We start from the raw sequence: 17,135 nt of genomic DNA, 5'->3' as shown, positions 1-17,135 counted from the left end.
GAAAGCTATATAACTCAAAATATCAAAGTCACAGTAAAATTAAGTTATGAAAATAATATTGAGTTTAATACTAGTTCTATTTATCTCTTTACCTATAGCTAACTCAGCTGAAAGTTCGAGTTTATCTAATGAGCTGGTGAATGCCGCTTTATCGAGAACTAACGCATCGGTAACCTATGATGGAGCTTATCGAAAAATTGCTTATCCGATGGGGGATGTGCCGGCTGATGTTGGCGTATGCACTGATGTGGTTATTCGAGCTTATCGAGCTATAGATTTGGATCTGCAAGAATTGGTGCATATCGATATGAGTCAAAATTTTTCAGAGTATCCAAAAAATTGGGGGTTGAATCGTCCTGATACTAATATTGATCACAGGAGGGTCCCTAACTTAGAGGCGTTTTTCAAGAGGTATGCTGAAGTACTCGTCATTACTGATGACTCTGAAGATTATCAACCTGGGGATATTGTCAGTTGGCGTTTAGATAATAACTTGCCGCATATAGGTATCGTTTCGAATGTTAAAGATAGTAACTCAGGTAATTACAAAATTGTTCATAATATTGGTAGGGGACCAACACTAGAAGATATGCTTTTTGATTATAAAATCGTCGGTCATTTTGGATATTTACCAGAAAAAGCAGAAGATTGATAATTGTCAGACCAGTAGCAGTATTGCCTTTCTTTACTTTCCTTAACAAGCACAAAAAAGTAGAATAGTCAGCCAAGATAGCTTTAAACATATAAAGATTAATACCAACATGAGTTTAAACTTTTTAGATTTTGAACGACCAATTGCAGAATTAGAAGCCCAGATCGACGAGCTCCGCTTGATGGGTGAAGATAAAGAATTAAATATCAGCGAAGAAATTGATCGTTTAAAAGCAAAATCCAATGAATTAACTGAGCAGATCTTTAAGGATTTATCGCCTTGGCAGGTCGCTCAACTGGCACGCCATCCACAGCGTCCATATACACGCGATTATATTGAGCACATCTTCACAGACTTTGATGAGTTAGCGGGCGATAGAGCTTATGCTGATGATGCGTCTATTGTTGGCGGTATGGCTCGACTTGATGGTAAACCTGTTGTTGTGATTGGACATCAAAAAGGCCGCGATACTAAAGAAAAAATTAAGCATAATTTTGGTATGTCTCGTCCTGAAGGATATCGTAAGGCAAAACGTTTAATGGAATTAGCTGAGCGTTTTCAAATCCCTATTTTTACTTTTATCGATACTCCAGGAGCATTCCCTGGTGTTGGTGCAGAGGAGCGCGGCCAATCTGAAGCTATTGCCCGTAACTTAAAAGTGATGGCTACCTTAAAGGTACCTGTTGTGGCGACTGTAATTGGTGAAGGTGGTTCTGGTGGAGCTCTTGCCATCGGGGTAGGCGATAGAGTCAATATGCTGCAATACTCTACCTATTCAGTTATTTCTCCTGAAGGTTGTGCTTCGATTTTGTGGAAGAGCGCTGAAAAAGCAGAAGAGGCAGCATCGGCTATGGGTATTACCGCGGAACGTATTAAAGAGCTAGGTCTTATTGATGCGATTGTAGCAGAACCTAAAGGTGGTGCTCACCGTGACTACCCTTTGATGGCGACTAATCTTAAGCAACGCTTATTAGAAGATTTAGAATACCTCGAATCCTTGGATGAAAATACTCTGCTGAATAAGCGCTATGAAAAATTAATGGCGGTAGGAACTGTCAGCGAAGACTAATGAGCATTAGTAGTGGTTCAAAAGAGCCAGTAACTCAAGCGGTAAATGAGTTTCTGGCTTTTCTCGTTTCTGAACATCCCAAAATTCGTAAATTAGTCATCGCATTAAGCGGCGGCAAAGACTCAGTGTGTTTGTTGAACGCTTTATCTAAGCATGCTAAAAATTTTGTTCTTCAAGCAGTGTATATTGATCATGGTTTACAAGCAGAGTCACTAGAATGGGGCACATTCAATCAAGAGCTTTGCGAAACACTGGGTATTAATTATTCATCAGTAAAAGTAGTTGTTAATCGAAGGCAAGCAAGTTTAGAGCAAGCAGCTAGAAATGCTCGTTATCAAGCTTTAAGTCAGTTTGTTGACGCGCAATCTTGTTTAGTAACAGCTCAGCACCAAGATGACCAGGCAGAAACAGTGTTATTACAACTCCTTCGAAGCGCAGGAGTTAAAGGCCTTTCGGCAATGCCTTACAGCAAATGTTTTGCAGCAGGCTGGCATGCAAGGCCGTTATTAAAAGTGTCTCAAGATGCTATAGCAGACTATATTCAGAAATATCAGCTAAAACATATTGAAGATAATTCTAATCAAGATATAGCATTTAGCAGAAATTTTCTGCGCCATAAAATCATTCCTGAACTTAGCAAGCATTGGCCTCAAGTTTCCGAGACTTTAGCTAATTCGGCAGAGAACTTTGCAGCAACGCAGTTACTACTTGAAGAATTAGCGCAACTAGACTATCAAGATGCGTTTGATCAAAGCAGATTGGACATTAGTAAACTTGAAGTGTTATCTAGTGAACGCCAGTCTAATTTATTAAGATATTGGTTTGCGAAATTTAATATAAAAATGCCGTCAAGAGTTTTATTACAAGAAATAAAATCTCAGTTTCTAAATACTCAATCTGATATAAATCCCTGCATTGATATTGAGGCTTATCAATTAAGACGTTATAAAAATCATATCTACTTATTATCAGACCCTTTGGAAAAATTTAATCCATCTCAAGAATGGCAATGGACATTGACTAACAATTTTAATGGTGCGAATAAGCAAACGATCTTGGTTAAAGATGTCCTTGAGATGTGGCCTGAGCTTCGAGACCAGCAGGTGATTGTTAGATATCGAGCAGAAGGTGATAAATTTTATCATCCTAATAAAGAGCATGGGCAAACATTAAAGAATTACTTCCAGGAAAATGATGTACCTAGTTGGCTACGGGCATCTGCTTTGTTAGTGGTGTATCAAGGAAAAGTTATTTTTGTTCAGAAAAGAAAGCTGTTATAGCCTCTTTTTCTTGCATCGCATCTTGGAATCCAATTTGCATTAAGTGCTGAGTGAAAGGTGCATAAAACAATAAATAGCTAAGGATATTCTCGCCTTTATCTGCGGCTATTCCAATGCGTTTAAAAAAGAATTTTAAGCTTTTTGGAAGAGCTTCAAAGTATTGTCCAGCCAGCTCTGCTGGGTCGATGCTGGGTGAAATAATTAAGGCATCGATAGGCCGCAAAGCTAGCTGACTCTTAATAATGTCATCATCTGGGATATGGCTCAAAAGTTCATTAACTCTGCGCAGACGTTCAATATCGCTTTCTAAGCTATCCACAAAAATACTATTCAGTAAATGACCGCTTATATCGCCAATAGAAGGGATTTCCGTATGTTTTTGTTCTTCAGCTTTCAATGGATTTACTGTAATCACAAATAATTTATTGGCATTTAAATGTAATGCAGGACTTAAGGGCGCTAAAAAACGCAATGCACCATCACCGTAGTGAGTAGCTCCGATCTTTCTAGACGGAAATATTACTGGAATAGCAGCTGAGGCCATTAAGTGATCAAGACTAATGGTTGCTGCTTGTCCTCTACGGCGATATCTTTTCCAAGACTTGTTGTTGGTGCTTTGGTGAAAACTAACAGAGTCGCCATTGTTGTAATCATAACTGGTGGTACAAAGGGCAGTTAAGTTTCCCAGTTGAATATTTGAATCAATGGATTCGAATTGCACCATACTTGCTAGCAAACTTTCTAACGGCGAATTATCCAATAAAGAAATGGCTTTTTGATTTTGATTTTTCGGTTTAGCTAACGCCCATAACCAGTGAAAAAAGTTTTTAGAAAGATGGCCTGCGCCAGTTTTATATACTTGATTAGGTTGAAAGTTCTGCCAAATCTTCGATAGTCTTGCTAAGCCATGTGAGAATTGGTGATTGTGAGTCGCTAAAACGGTTCCATTAATAGCGCCTGCAGAAACGCCTGTGATAATGGAAAAAGGACTTTCTTTAGGTTGTGATAAGATTTCATTAACAGCATTAAGAACTCCAATTTGATAAGCCGCGCGAGCACCGCCACCGCTTAAGACTAATGCTTGCGAGTCGGTCATTTACAGAGCCCAGCGCTTTCTTAATGCTGCATATACTTTTCTAGGATATTTCATTTTTCCGCGTGAACCATTGTAGCGACCAAGTGCTAATGTGGTATTGCCTTTTTCATACTTTAAATACAGCTTATAGATATAACAGCCGTACTTAATATTGGTTTCTATATCAAACAAATCATCTTCAGGTGTACCGATTTCTTTTATCCAAAAGGGCATGATTTGCATTAATCCTCTAGCATAAGCCACAGATAAAGCATAACGGTCAAAATTCGACTCCACTTCCATAATGGCAAGTACCATTTGTGGATCCACTCCTGCAGCATTGGAGTGTTTATGCACTAGGGCAAGAATCTTTAAGCGTTCCTTTTCAGGGATGTGTGGGGCGCGCTTAGCTAACCGAATGGACATATCTTTCATCCAAACTTTTGCATCATATTCATCAACAAAATGATGCTCAGCATTGAGTAAAGATTTAAGTTCATCTTTAAAGGCTTGGCCAGGGTCTTCTTGCGCTTGTACAAAAACGCTAGTGGTTAACAATATAACCACTAATAAGCTTCTTTTGATTGATGATATAAAACTCATGATATCTACTGTTTTAGAACAAAGTTTCCAAGAATGCATCTAAGTTACTTAACTCTATGTCTTGCTTATCAGCACCTTGGCGAGCTTTATATTCAACAGTATTATTTTTTAAACCGCGATCACTAATAACCACGCGATGGGGCACGCCGATAAGTTCCATATCTGAGAACATTACGCCGGCGCGTTCTTTGCGATCATCAAATAATACTTCAATTCCTTGTTGTTGCAGTTTGACATAAAGCTCTTCTGAAACTTTTTGCACTTCTTCTGATTTATGCATATTCATTGGAACAATGGCAATTTGGAAGGGGGCAATAGCATCAGGCCATACAATACCATAATCGTCATGGTTTTGTTCAATAGCAGCAGCAACAATTCTAGAAACTCCAATACCATAGCAACCCATACTCATAGTTAGGGCTTTTCCATTCTGATCCAGGACCGTAGCATTCATGGCTTCAGAATACTTAGTACCCAATTGGAAGATATGGCCAACTTCAATGCCTCGTTTGATTTCTAATTCACCTTTACCGTCTGGACTTTTATCACCAGCTACCACTTCTCTAAAATCAAAAACTTCGCTATAACTAGCATCGCGTTCCCAATTGACACCAGTAAAGTGGAAGCCATCTTCATTGGCTCCGCAGACGAAATCCGCTAATGTTGCAGCATCTCTATCCACTAGAATTGTCATCTTTAAATTAACTGGTCCTAATGAGCCTGGCGTCGCTCCTGTGGCTTCTTTTATGGTCTCGACTTTATCAACAAACTCTACTGGAGATTGAATAAGAGGGTGTTTTTCGGCTTTAACCTCATTAAGAGTATGGTCACCACGAAGAATTAAACAAACTATTGGAGATGCTTCGGTTGCACCTTTAACTAATAAAGTTTTAATAGTTTGCTTGGCATTGATGTTCAAAAAATCCGCAACGGCATCAATGGTTTTACAATTTGGGGTTTCAACTTTAACTAACTCGGTTGAGGCGTCAGGGCGTTCAATCTGTGGAGATAAACTTTCCGCTTTTTCAACATTCGCGGCGTAATCACTTTCGGTACTAAAAGCGATTGCGTCTTCACCAGACGCTGCTAGCACATGGAATTCATGCGAGGTAGAGCCACCGATAGAGCCTGTGTCAGCTATTACAGGGCGATAATCTAAACCTATGCGATCAAATATATTGCAGTAGGTTTGATGCATCACTGTATAAGTATCTTCTAAAGAACTTTGATCCGCATGGAAAGAATAGGCATCTTTCATTAAAAATTCGCGAGCTCGCATTACGCCAAAACGTGGACGAACTTCGTCACGGAACTTAGTTTGAATTTGGTAGAGATTCGTTGGTAGTTGCTTGTAGCTATTAATTTCATCACGAACCAAAGTGGTAATAATTTCTTCATGTGTTGGCCCCAAACAAAAATCACGATTATGGCGATCTTTAAAACGTAATAACTCTGGACCAAACTGATCCCAGCGACCCGATTCTTCCCATAAATCTGCAGGCTGAACAGCGGGCATTAAAACTTCTATGGCGCCAGAAGTATTCATTTCTTCTCTGACAATGGACTCTACTTTTCTTAAAACCCGCAAACCTGTGGGTAGCCAAGTATACATGCCTGAAGCAATTTTGCGGATCATTCCCGCACGTAGCATAAGTTTATGACTAATTAGCTCAGCATCACTTGGATCTTCGCGAAGAGTTGATAATAAATAGTTACTGGTACGCATTGTTTCGTCTTAGTTTTTTAGTTAAGGCATTGTAACAAGGTTATATAAAGGGCTAAAGCACAAATCGGTAAACTTGCAAATTGTATAAAAAGTAGTCTATATTTATAGAGTATTAGTCTGTATGAATTAATCAGGAGTTGTGTATGAAGACTTTCTCATTTTCATTAACATTGATAATTTCTGCTAGTTTATTGGCTTCTTGCTCAAGTTCTTCAAAGTATACTAGCGCTAAATCATCTGGTGATGATTACGTTTATGTCTTAGATTATAGAAAGATTAGTGCTGTAGAAAGAGCAAGACTATCATCTGCTGGAAATCTAAGAACTGTTTGGGTAAACCCACCAGTTAAAAGAATTAAGAAAAGCGAACTACCCAAAATAGACTAGTTTTTAGCTTTTCTGTCAAAAACCTGAATTCCATTTATCCAGGTTTGGTGTACTTTTGTATCCCAAATTTTATTTAGCTCGTCACTAAATAAATCTTTATCAACTAATATGAAGTCCGCTTTTTTGCCTTTCTCTAGCGAGCCTATATGCTTTTCCCAAAATGAAGCATAGGCGCCATTGACGGTAAAGCTAGCCAAGGCCTCTTTAATCGAAAGAGCTTCATTAGAGTACCAGCCATCTTTTGGTTGATTATCATGGCTTTGTCGCTTCACCGCTGAGAATAAACCATGGAAAGGGTTAGCAAGCTCAACAGGAAAATCTGAACCTGAGGCAATCAAGACATCATTATTTAGCATAGTACGCCAAGCATAAGCTCCCTTAATTCGCTCAGAACCAACGCGATCCTCAGCCATATTCATATCTGAGGTGGCGTGCGTAGGTTGCATTGAAGCAATAACGCCTAATTTTGTAAAGCGGGGTATATCTTCTAGTGCCACCACTTGCGCATGCTCTATTCGGTGGCGTGAAGATTGAATCGAATTTTTTTTATCTAACTTCTCAAAAGTATCTAAAACTTGTCGGTTACCTTTGTCACCAATGGCATGCACATTAATTTGAAAGTCATATTGATTGATTAAATCGAACTTGCTCTTTAGCACCTTGTCAGAATGAAATAATAAGCCTACGTTATCGGCGTCATCAGAATAAGGCTCGATTAAAGCTGCGCCGCGAGATCCCAATGCGCCATCGGTGTAAAGTTTAACCGATTGTATCTTCAAGAATGAATCATCAATTTTTCCTAATTTAAGCATGGCTCCTAGGTATTCATCGCTGCCTGATAACATGCCATAAACTCTTAAAGGGATTTCTTTCTTTTCAGACATTTTCAGCATAGATTTATAGGTAGGGAAACTAACGCCGGCATCGTGTACAGAAGTAATGCCCAGTTGGATTAGGTGTTCAAATGCAATATCTAAAGAGGTTTCTATTTCATCAGCATTTTGCTCAGGAATTTTTTCCGTAACCATACCCATGGCAGTATCGATGAGCACACCAGTAGGGTTTCCTTCCTTGTCTTTAATGATTTTACCGCCTTTTGGATCAGGTGTGTTTCTATTGATACCTGCAAGCTCTAATGCTTTTGAGTTTGCCCAGCCTGCGTGACCATCCACTCTACTTAACCAAATAGGTTTGTCGGTATTGATTTTGTCCAGAGATTTTTTAGTAGGGAATGTATTAGAGTCCCATAAAACTTGATTCCAGCCACGACCAATAAACCAACGCTTCTTGGGGTGTTTGTTAATATACTCTGCGACTTTGCTAGCGGATAGCGACTCACTTTGTATTCCTCTTAAATCAATCTCCTGTAGGTTATTCCCTAGGCCAAGAAGATGACCATGAGAGTCAATTAGACCTGGTAATAAGGTTTTTCCTTGGCCGTCAATGGCTCTACTAAAACTGACTTTTTTGGCTAACTCTTCACGTTCTCCAATACCAATAACGGTCTCGCCCTCGAATAAAATAGCCTCAAACTCCACCAGTTCTCCTTGGTTGATAGAGTAACCCTTAACATTGTGAATAAGAGTCGCTAACCCCCAGGCTTGGGTGCTAAACATCAATAATATGGCGAGAAAGAGTTTTTTCATGGGGCTGATATTGTTTAAGGTTTTGCTTAATCTAATACAGTCACTTGCTCATGAAAAGAAAAATTAACTAAGCTTGAGTAATAAAACTCAAAATGAAACAACTTCCCTTGTAATATCCATAAACTATTTATTAGGAACCTAATAAATACTGCGAAAAGCCAGCAACTATAAGGCTTGCAGCTTGCTTAGACCTAAGGTCTGGCGTACCATATAGCGCTTCTTAGGCTAGGGCCTAATTTACACCAAGAATTTACTATTTCGGATACTAATTTACATGAGCACAAATATGCGCAGCCACTACTGTGGTGAACTTTCAAAAAACAATGAAAATCAATCAGTTACAATTGCAGGTTGGGTGCACAGACGCCGTGATTTAGGCGGTCTTATCTTTTTGCAATTAAGAGATAGAACCGGTGTATTGCAAGTGGTTATTGATCCTGATTTTAAAGAGTTGTTTGAAACCGCAGAACAACTGCGCAATGAATTTGTAATTCAGGTGAAAGGAACCGTTAGAGCTCGCCCTGAAGATATGGTAAATAAAAATATGGCTTCTGGTGATATTGAGGTCTTGGCACAAGAAATTACGATATTAAATAAAGCGCAACCACCTGCGATTCCAATTGATGAAAACTTGGAAGCATCGGAAGAAATGCGCCTGAAATACCGCTATTTAGATTTGCGTCGTCCAGAGATGCAAGACAAGTTATTGTTTCGCCATAAAGTGACTAGTGCTATGCGCCGTTATATGGATGAGCATGGCTTTGTTGATGTGGAAACGCCAATTTTGACTAAGGCAACGCCGGAAGGTGCTCGAGATTACTTAGTACCAAGTCGAGTTAAGAACGGTTCTTTCTATGCTTTGCCTCAATCGCCACAGTTGTTTAAACAATTGTTGATGATGGCTGGCTTTGATCGTTATTATCAAATCGTAAAATGTTTCCGTGATGAAGACTTGCGTGCGGATCGTCAGCCAGAATTTACCCAACTGGATATTGAAACGTCGTTCCTTGATCAAGAAGAAATCATGAACTTGATGGAAGGTATGATCCGCCATTTATTCAGTGAACTTAAAGGAATTGAGATGCCAGTGTTCCCGCGCATGAGTTATGCCGAAGCAATGGATCGTTATGGTTCTGATAAACCAGACTTACGAATGGATACCGAATTAGTTACGGTTGATGACGAATTGAAAGATGTAGAGTTTAAAGTTTTTGCAGGCCCTGCAAATGACGAAAATTCGCGTGTTGCAGCGTTAAGAGTTCCAGCTGGTGCTCAATTTAGTCGTAAACAAATCGATGAATACACCAAATTCGTTGGCGTATATGGCGCTAAAGGTTTAGCTTGGATTAAAGTTAATGATGATGGCTTACAAAGCCCAATCATTAAGTTTATTGGTGACGATGTCGCCGCAGCCATAGTCTCAAAAGTCGGCGCGGTGGCAGGTGATATCATCTTCTTCGGTTCCGATACTAAACGTGTTGTTGCGGATGCGATGGGTGCTTTACGCTTAAAAACGGCAGAAGATTTAAACTTAGTTTCTAACGATTGGAAACCATTGTGGGTAGTTGATTTCCCAATGTTTGAAGAAATTGATGGTCATGTGCATGCTTTACACCATCCATTCACTGCACCAAAAGATTTGGATGTGGCTGCAGTTAAAGCTAATCCAACAGGTACTCTATCGAAAGCCTATGACATGGTTTTAAATGGCAGTGAAGTTGGCGGTGGCTCAGTTCGGATCCATAACCAAGATATGCAAGAAGCGGTTTTTGATATTTTAGGTATTGATGAAAATGAGCAGCAAGAGAAATTCGGTTTCTTGCTAGATGCTTTAAAGTTTGGTTGTCCTCCTCATGGTGGTTTAGCATTTGGTTTAGATCGTCTAGTGATGTTAATGGTTGGCTCTGACTCAATTCGTGATGTCATAGCATTCCCAAAAACTACAACGGCATCATGTCCATTAACGCAGGCACCAAGTAAAATTGAAACTGCTCAATTGGAAGAGTTAGGAATTGAAGTCACTAAAAAGGATGCTACTCAAAAGAGGCCAAGAGAAAAACCTAACGAATCTATCTCGTAACTATCGATTGAGGCCTGAAGACATTAAGAACTTTAGGTAAATAGTTATGAAGCTAAACCAAATGAGAAGGTTTGCTTTCTAAAAGATAAAATAGGGTCGTGGCTACGGTTAAATAGCCTATGGCAGCATGAATTCAAGGTATAAACTTTACCTAGAAGAATTTATGACGACCCAAAGTTCGAAAGGAGAATAAAAATGGCTGGTCACAGTAAATGGGCTAACATTAAACACAGAAAAGCAGCACAAGATGCTAAACGAGGAAAAATATTCACTAAAGTTATTCGTGAATTAGTCGTTGCCGCAAAGGCAGGTGGTGCAGAACCAGATGATAATCCACGCTTAAGAGCTGCCATCGATAAAGCCTTAGGCGCCAATATGAAACGCGATACGATTGAAAAAGCAGTGGCGCGTGGTGCAGGTAATACCGAAGGTGAAAATTATGATGAACTGACCTATGAAGGTTATGGTCCTGGCGGTGTTGCGGTTTTAGTTGAAAGTATGACTGATAATAAAAATCGTACTGTTGGCGAAGTTCGCTTTGCTTTTACTAAAAGCGGAGGTAATTTAGGAACTTCTGGTTCGGTGGCGTATTTGTTTGAGCGTAAAGGTCAATATATCTATTCTGCTGAAACTGATGAAGATGCTTTGATGGAAGCTGCGCTTGATGCTGGAGCTGATGATATTATCACTCATGAAGATGGTTCTTTAGAAGTCCTTGCTCCATGGGAAGACTTTATGACTATAAAGGACTTGTTGGAAAACGCGGGTTTTAAGGCCGAAAATGCTGAAGTTGCGATGTTGCCATCCACTCAAGCGGATCTAGATATCAAAGACGGTGCAAAGGTTTTGCGCTTAATTGATTTGTTGGAAGAGTTGGATGATGTTCAAAATGTTTATACCAATGCGAATATTCCTGCTGAATCTTACGAACTAGTTTAGTATCTAATAAGCCAAGATAAGAATTAAAACCTCTTCTCTTGGCTTTACAATACACCTTTATAGAAACATACTTAACACTCATAACTTCTAATAAAATACACTATGGCTGTCATCCTTGGAATTGACCCTGGCTCACGAATCACTGGATTTGGTATTATCCAAGTGGGTGATGGCATTCCCCATAATAAACCTAAATATATTACCAGTGGCTGTATTCGTATTAAAGATGGCTCGTTGGACCAAAAACTAAAACAAATCTTTGATTCCGTCTGCGAGTTAATCCTTGAGTTTAAACCCGATGAATTTGCGATCGAGTCAGTTTTTTTATCTAAAAATGCAGACTCAGCATTAAAGTTAGGACAAGCTAGAGGCGCTGCCATTGTTGGTGCTAGCCATTATGCTTTGCCAGTGGCTGAATACCCGGCTAGAAAAGTAAAGCAATCGGTGGTTGGAACCGGTGCTGCTGATAAAACGCAAGTTCAGCATATGGTGAAAATGATTTTAAAATTACCATCAAACCCTCAGGCCGATGCCGCCGATGCGTTAGCCGTGGCATTGTGTCATGCCAATACGGCAAGCGGTCTAGATAAATTATCAGGTGCCAAAGGCACCGCCAAAACAATAGCGAGAGGACGGTTACGTTGATAGGAAGAATACGCGGTATATTAATTGAGAAAACTCCACCATTTGTCATCCTAGAAACAAGCGCCGGAGTAGGCTATGAAATTCAGGTACCGATGACGACTTTCTATCAATTGCCGGAAGAGGGTGCAGAAACCATTCTTTCTACTCATGTATCAATTTCTGAAAACCTACATGCTTTGTATGGCTTTATATCAGCTAAAGATCGTTTGTTATTCAGAGAATTAATTAAAGTTAATGGCGTGGGACCTAAACTAGCGTTGGCTATTTTGTCCGGTATGGAAGCGGATGAGTTTGTATTAACCGTTCACGATCATAACGTCGATCGATTAGTCAAACTTCCCGGTGTAGGTAAGAAAACCGCAGAACGTTTATTAATCGAAATGACCGATAAGTTAAAAGATTGGTCAGTTTCAGCTGAATTGATAGAACAAACTGAAAGACCAGCTCAATCAGCTGTTGGTCGCTCTAATGATCAAACTCAAGAAGCGATTAGCGCGCTAGTAGCTTTAGGTTATAAGCCGCAAATTGCCAGCAAAGCTATCTCACAAGTCGCAACAGAAGATTTGAAGTCAGAAGAAATTATAAGAATGGCTTTAAGGAAATTGGCGGGTTAAAAAAAGCCAAGCGTTAGCTTGGCTTTTTCGCATTAGAACTAGCGTTAAATTATTTATCCATCCCTAACTCATCCATAAAGAAGGCATATTCCATAGCGGTTTGCTTTAAACGTTGAAAACGTCCTGAGGCGCCGCCATGTCCGGCTTCCATATTGGTATGGAATAACAGTTTGTTATCCCCCGTTTTATATTCACGAAGTTTAGCTACCCATTTCATAGGTTCGAAGTATTGAACTTGCGAGTCATGTAAACCTGTAGTGACTAGCATATTAGGATATTCTTTACGCTCAATTTGATCGTATGGTGAGTAAGACAGCATATACTCATAAGAGTCTTTATTTTTTGGATTGCCCCATTCGTTAAATTCATTAGTGGTTAACGGGATTGACTCGTCTAGCATGGTCGTTACCACGTCCACAAAAGGTACATGTGAAGCTACAGCTTTGTATTTCTCTGGCGCCATATTAATCACCGCACCCATTAATAAACCACCAGCACTTCCGCCAGCGATCACGACTTTATCTTTATGGCCATATCCTTGTGCTACTAATCCATCAGTAACATCAATAAAGTCAGTAAAAGTATTTATTTTATTGAACATTTTACCGTCTTCATACCAATGACGACCTAATGTTTGCGAGCCGCGAATGTGGGCAATGGCATAAACAAAACCGCGATCGAGTAACGACAGAATGGTAGAGCGGAATCTTGGATCAATGGTGGCGCCATAGGAGCCATAGGCATATTGGTACAAAGGATTGGTTCCATCTTTTTTGAAAGTATTCTTTCGATAAACAATCGATACTGGAACCATTTTGCCATCGCGCGCTTTTACGCTAATGCGTTCGCTATGGTAGTTATCGGCGTCAAAATCGCCAAGCACTTTATCTTGCTTTTTTAACTCTGACTTACCAGATGCAATATCGTAATCATAGGTAGAACCTGGAGTGGTTAAACTACTGTAATAATAACGAACGGTTTTTGCATTTGGATCAACGTTCGTGCTCATTGACATAACGTAAGCGGCGTCTTTTGCTGGAATAGTGGTAAATTCACCAGAATCTTTGTCCATCAATCGAATACGACTTAAACCGCCATTACGCTCGCTCAGTGCTAAGAATTGATTAAAGCCGGTGACGCCTTGTAATAGAGTGTTTTCATCATGTGGGATTATCTCAGCCCACTTGGAGAAGTCATCTTTATTTTCAATGCTTGCTTGCATCAAACGAAAGTTTTGTGCACCTTTGTTAGTACGAATATAGATATCATCACCTGACTTAGTGATGCCGTATTCATGACCCTCTTCAAGCGGGTAAAATAGTTCAAAGTCGCCAGCAGGGTTGTTCGCATCTAAGAAACTCATGCCTTTAGTTTCAGTGCTTGAGTGAGCAATGATTAGCATGGAGCTATCCATAGTTTTGCCAATTCCTGTGTAGAAAGTTTTATTGTTTTCTTCATACACTAAAACGTCTTCTGATTGAGGCGTACCTAATTTGTGGCGATAGACTTTATCCGCCAATAAAGTTTGCGGATCTTTTTGTAAATAAAATAAATATTCATCATCATTAGCCCAAACGATATTGCTGCTCGCGTTTTTTAAAACATCATCGTACATCTTGCCGGTTTCAAGGTTTTTAAATTTGATGTTGTAAATTCTGCGACCCTCTTTATCTTCAGCATAGGCCAAAGTCTGCTGGCTTTTACCAAGTTCTAAACCTGAAATCGAAAAATAACCTTCTTTTGGCGCATGTGCATTAACATCCACTATGATTTCTTCTGCGGCTTCTAAGGTGCCCTTTTTACGAGCATAAATTGGGTACTCTTTATCTGTTTCAAAGCGACGATAGTACCAGTAACCTTCTTTAAAATAAGGAACGCTTGAATTGTCTTTTTCTATTCTTGATACAATTTCATCGTATAAAGTTTTCTGTAGTCCTTCGGTATGTGCCAACATCTTTTCTTTGTAGGCATTTTCTGCTTCAAGGTGCGCAAGGATTTCAGGATCTTTACGTTCGTCATCGCGCATCCAATAATAGTTATCGACACGCTTATGATCATGTATCACCATTTCAAATGCTTCTTTGCGAGCTATCGGAGGTTGGGGCTCGGCGGGTTTAGTGACCGCGGCTTCCTGACTGGCTGCAATTGGAGCGGAGGCTTTGCTTTGAACCTCTTTAGCTTGATCGTCTTTATTGTTATTGATGACGTAATAAACGCCAAAAGCTAAAGCGGCTAAGCTTAATAAAATGAGTAAATATTTCATACCTAGTTCCTAATGAATTTTTGATAGCAGACGTTATACCAGATTTTTTGTGTAGTTAGCGGAATTTCGTAGCAAATTATAATGGTCAGAGCTGTTTGGTTGTAAAAAAAGTAGGATGAAATCTTAACGCTTTTCAAGGATAATACGCGCCCTCGGATATTTAAGTTCGATAAAACAATCACACGACAGGATTAGCGGAGAAAACCATGAGTTGCGATTTTATTGCATTAGCTGGCGCAGGCGTTCAAAAATTACACCCTTATCAACCAGGTAAGCCGATTTCTGAGCTGGAAAGAGAGCTGGGGATTACCAATATTGTTAAGCTTGCTAGCAATGAAAATCCAATTGGTATTAGCAGCAAAGCACAAGCAGCTATGGAAAAAGAGTTTGCTGAAATGGCACGTTATCCTGATGCTAATGGCTATTATTTAAAAGCAAAACTAGCAGAGCGTTGTGGTGTGGATATTAATCAGATAACGCTTGGCAACGGATCTAATGATGTGCTGGAGTTGATTGCCCGTGTTTTTGTGCAACCTGAGCATGAAGTTATTTTCTCTCAACACGCTTTTGTCGTATACCCAATTGTAACTCAAGCGATTGGTGCTAAAGCCGTACAAATTCCTGCCAAAAATTGGGGGCATGATTTAGAAGCGACTGCAGATGCAATTAATGCTAACACTCGCATGGTGTTTATCGCTAACCCTAACAACCCTACCGGTACTTGGAATAATTCAACTGATCTTAAAGCCTTTATGGATAAGGTGCCAAATGATGTGATAGTGGTGGTGGATGAGGCCTATTATGAATACGTTGAGTTTGCTGAATATCCACAAACGATTCCATGGATCAAAGAGTACCCGAACCTCATCGTGACTCGCACTTTTTCAAAAGCATACGGGTTAGCTGGAGTTCGGGCTGGTTATGCGGTTGCCAATGAAGAAATTACGGGTTTAATCAATCGCCCTCGTCAGCCTTTTAATATGAACTCATTGGCATTAGCGGCGGCTGAAGCGGTATTAGATGACCATGAATATTTACAGCGCGCTTTAGATGTGAATAAAGCCGGAATGCAGCAATTGATTGATGCATTTAATCAGTTGGGCTATGACTATATTTCTTCAGTGACAAACTTTATCACTGTGGATATGAAGCAAAATGCTGGCCCTTTATATGATGAAATGCTGCAAAAGGGTGTGATTGTTCGGCCTGTTGCCAATTACGAGATGCCAAATCATTTACGGGTTTCGATTGGTTTGGAAGAAGAAAATGCTAAGTTTATCCGTGTCTTAACTGAAATGAGCAAAGGTTAAGGGACAACCTTAAGCGAGGTCATGTGGAGAGCACAGCCATGAGCGAAAAAAATGTAGAAAGCACCGTAGTAATCACTATTGATGGCCCGAGCGGCTCAGGTAAAGGTACCATCAGTCAAATTCTAGCAACAAAGCTCGGTTATCATTTACTGGATAGCGGGGCTTTGTATCGTTTGACCGCGCTGGCGGTAATTAAAAATGATATACCGCTAGACGATATACCGGCAATTGAAGAGGCAGCTTTGCATTTGGATGTGGTTTTCCAGCCATCCAGCGACGGTTCGGAGCAAGCGATTCTTCTCAATGGCGAAAATGTTGGCGTGCAATTGCGTTTGGATGAAACCAGTGCCATGGCGTCGAAGGTGGCTGCCATTCCACAAGTTCGAGACGCGCTTTTGACTCGTCAGCGACAATTTCGCCAAAAACCAGGTTTAGTAGCGGATGGCCGGGATATGGGAACAGTGGTTTTTACTGATGCAAAACATAAGGTCTTTTTAACTGCAAGCCCCGAAATACGGGCGGATAGGCGCTATAAACAGTTGACCGAAAAGGGTGTAAATGCTAGTATTCCGCACCTTTTGAAAAGCATCATTGAAAGGGATGAGCGTGACCGTACCCGTGAAGTGGCTCCATTGGTGCCAGCGCAGGGTGCTTTAGAGGTCGATAGCACAGACTTAACGATTGATGAGGTTGTTCAGCAAATACTTGATTTTATTCATGATTCTTGAATTGAATCCTAGCTGATTTATAAAAATTCCGTTTGCTTGCATGGATGATAAGCGAACTTAACTAACTGACCCAGTATTAGCGGATCTTAATCTGGTGATTTTGAAACAAGTCTTAATGT

Annotated in this window: 15 protein-coding genes; 10 read left to right on the top strand and 5 right to left on the bottom strand. The window is 40.0% G+C overall.

Annotated elements, in window-relative coordinates; all coding sequences use genetic code 11:
- The first annotated feature begins 46 nt into the window (after positions 1–46).
- From GJS41_RS09140 to tilS, 3 genes are all read left to right on the top strand, one after another.
- Positions 47–652 (top strand): DUF1287 domain-containing protein, encoded by a 606-nt coding sequence (locus GJS41_RS09140; protein ID WP_154247065.1) that lies wholly within the window; start codon positions 47–49, stop codon positions 650–652.
- 109 nt (positions 653–761) lie between these two features.
- A complete protein-coding gene (accA, locus tag GJS41_RS09135; protein WP_154247064.1) occupies positions 762–1,721 on the top strand; it encodes an acetyl-CoA carboxylase carboxyl transferase subunit alpha in 960 nt (319 codons plus the stop codon).
- Positions 1,721–3,001 (top strand): tRNA lysidine(34) synthetase TilS, encoded by a 1,281-nt coding sequence (tilS, locus tag GJS41_RS09130; protein ID WP_154247063.1) that lies wholly within the window; start codon positions 1,721–1,723, stop codon positions 2,999–3,001. Before accA ends, tilS begins: the two co-directional genes overlap by 1 nt.
- Here the strand turns inward: tilS and GJS41_RS09125 are convergent.
- The 3 genes from GJS41_RS09125 to GJS41_RS09115 are packed head-to-tail and all read right to left on the bottom strand — an operon-like array spanning position 2,970 to position 6,405.
- Positions 2,970–4,097, bottom strand: a complete 1,128-nt coding sequence (locus GJS41_RS09125; protein WP_154247062.1) for a patatin-like phospholipase family protein — start codon at positions 4,095–4,097, stop codon at positions 2,970–2,972. The genes tilS and GJS41_RS09125 overlap by 32 nt on opposite strands.
- Positions 4,098–4,679: a transglycosylase SLT domain-containing protein gene (locus GJS41_RS09120; protein ID WP_154247061.1), complete on the bottom strand. Its 582-nt coding sequence runs from the start codon at positions 4,677–4,679 to the stop codon at positions 4,098–4,100. It abuts the gene before it with no gap.
- Between the two features lie 13 nt (positions 4,680–4,692).
- Positions 4,693–6,405, bottom strand: coding sequence for a proline--tRNA ligase (locus GJS41_RS09115; RefSeq protein ID WP_154247060.1), 1,713 nt, complete (start codon positions 6,403–6,405; stop codon positions 4,693–4,695).
- Between the two features lie 143 nt (positions 6,406–6,548).
- Here GJS41_RS09115 and GJS41_RS09110 point away from each other — a divergent pair, with 143 nt between their 5' ends.
- The gene (locus tag GJS41_RS09110) at positions 6,549–6,791 is read left to right on the top strand and encodes a hypothetical protein (RefSeq protein ID WP_154247059.1); all 243 of its coding nucleotides are present in this window, start codon (positions 6,549–6,551) and stop codon (positions 6,789–6,791) included.
- Here GJS41_RS09110 and GJS41_RS09105 read toward each other — a convergent pair.
- Entirely contained in the window at positions 6,788–8,437 is a 1,650-nt protein-coding gene (locus GJS41_RS09105) for an amidohydrolase (protein ID WP_154247058.1), read from the bottom strand. The two genes, GJS41_RS09110 and GJS41_RS09105, sit on opposite strands and share 4 nt — an antisense overlap.
- A gap of 286 nt (positions 8,438–8,723) precedes the next feature.
- On the opposite strand from GJS41_RS09105, the gene aspS reads away from it, so the two are divergent.
- From aspS to ruvA, 4 genes are all read left to right on the top strand, one after another.
- Complete coding sequence (aspS, locus tag GJS41_RS09100; protein ID WP_154247057.1) at positions 8,724–10,517, top strand: aspartate--tRNA ligase; 1,794 nt, start codon at positions 8,724–8,726, stop codon at positions 10,515–10,517.
- Positions 10,518–10,712: 195 nt separating this feature from the next.
- Positions 10,713–11,456, top strand: a complete 744-nt coding sequence (locus GJS41_RS09095; protein ID WP_154247056.1) for a YebC/PmpR family DNA-binding transcriptional regulator — start codon at positions 10,713–10,715, stop codon at positions 11,454–11,456.
- Between the two features lie 102 nt (positions 11,457–11,558).
- The gene (gene ruvC / locus GJS41_RS09090) at positions 11,559–12,101 is read left to right on the top strand and encodes a crossover junction endodeoxyribonuclease RuvC (RefSeq protein WP_154247055.1); all 543 of its coding nucleotides are present in this window, start codon (positions 11,559–11,561) and stop codon (positions 12,099–12,101) included.
- On the top strand, positions 12,098–12,715 hold the full coding sequence (gene ruvA / locus GJS41_RS09085; protein WP_154247054.1) for a Holliday junction branch migration protein RuvA: 618 nt from the start codon (positions 12,098–12,100) through the stop codon (positions 12,713–12,715). Before ruvC ends, ruvA begins: the two co-directional genes overlap by 4 nt.
- Before the next feature lie 49 nt (positions 12,716–12,764).
- Here ruvA and GJS41_RS09080 read toward each other — a convergent pair whose 3' ends face one another.
- Positions 12,765–14,978: a S9 family peptidase gene (locus GJS41_RS09080; RefSeq protein WP_154247053.1), complete on the bottom strand. Its 2,214-nt coding sequence runs from the start codon at positions 14,976–14,978 to the stop codon at positions 12,765–12,767.
- A 206-nt stretch (positions 14,979–15,184) separates the two neighbouring features.
- On the opposite strand from GJS41_RS09080, the gene hisC reads away from it, so the two are divergent.
- Together hisC and cmk are read left to right on the top strand one after the other, a co-directional pair.
- Positions 15,185–16,288, top strand: coding sequence for a histidinol-phosphate transaminase (gene hisC, locus GJS41_RS09075; protein WP_154247052.1), 1,104 nt, complete (start codon positions 15,185–15,187; stop codon positions 16,286–16,288).
- A gap of 38 nt (positions 16,289–16,326) precedes the next feature.
- A complete protein-coding gene (gene cmk / locus GJS41_RS09070; RefSeq protein ID WP_154247051.1) occupies positions 16,327–17,016 on the top strand; it encodes a (d)CMP kinase in 690 nt (229 codons plus the stop codon).
- Positions 17,017–17,135 lie beyond the last annotated feature (119 nt).

The organism is Kangiella sp. HZ709 (assembly GCF_009674675.1).
In the GTDB taxonomy this organism is placed as follows: domain Bacteria; phylum Pseudomonadota; class Gammaproteobacteria; order Enterobacterales; family Kangiellaceae; genus Kangiella.
This window is presented reverse-complemented; position numbering and strand designations above follow the sequence as displayed.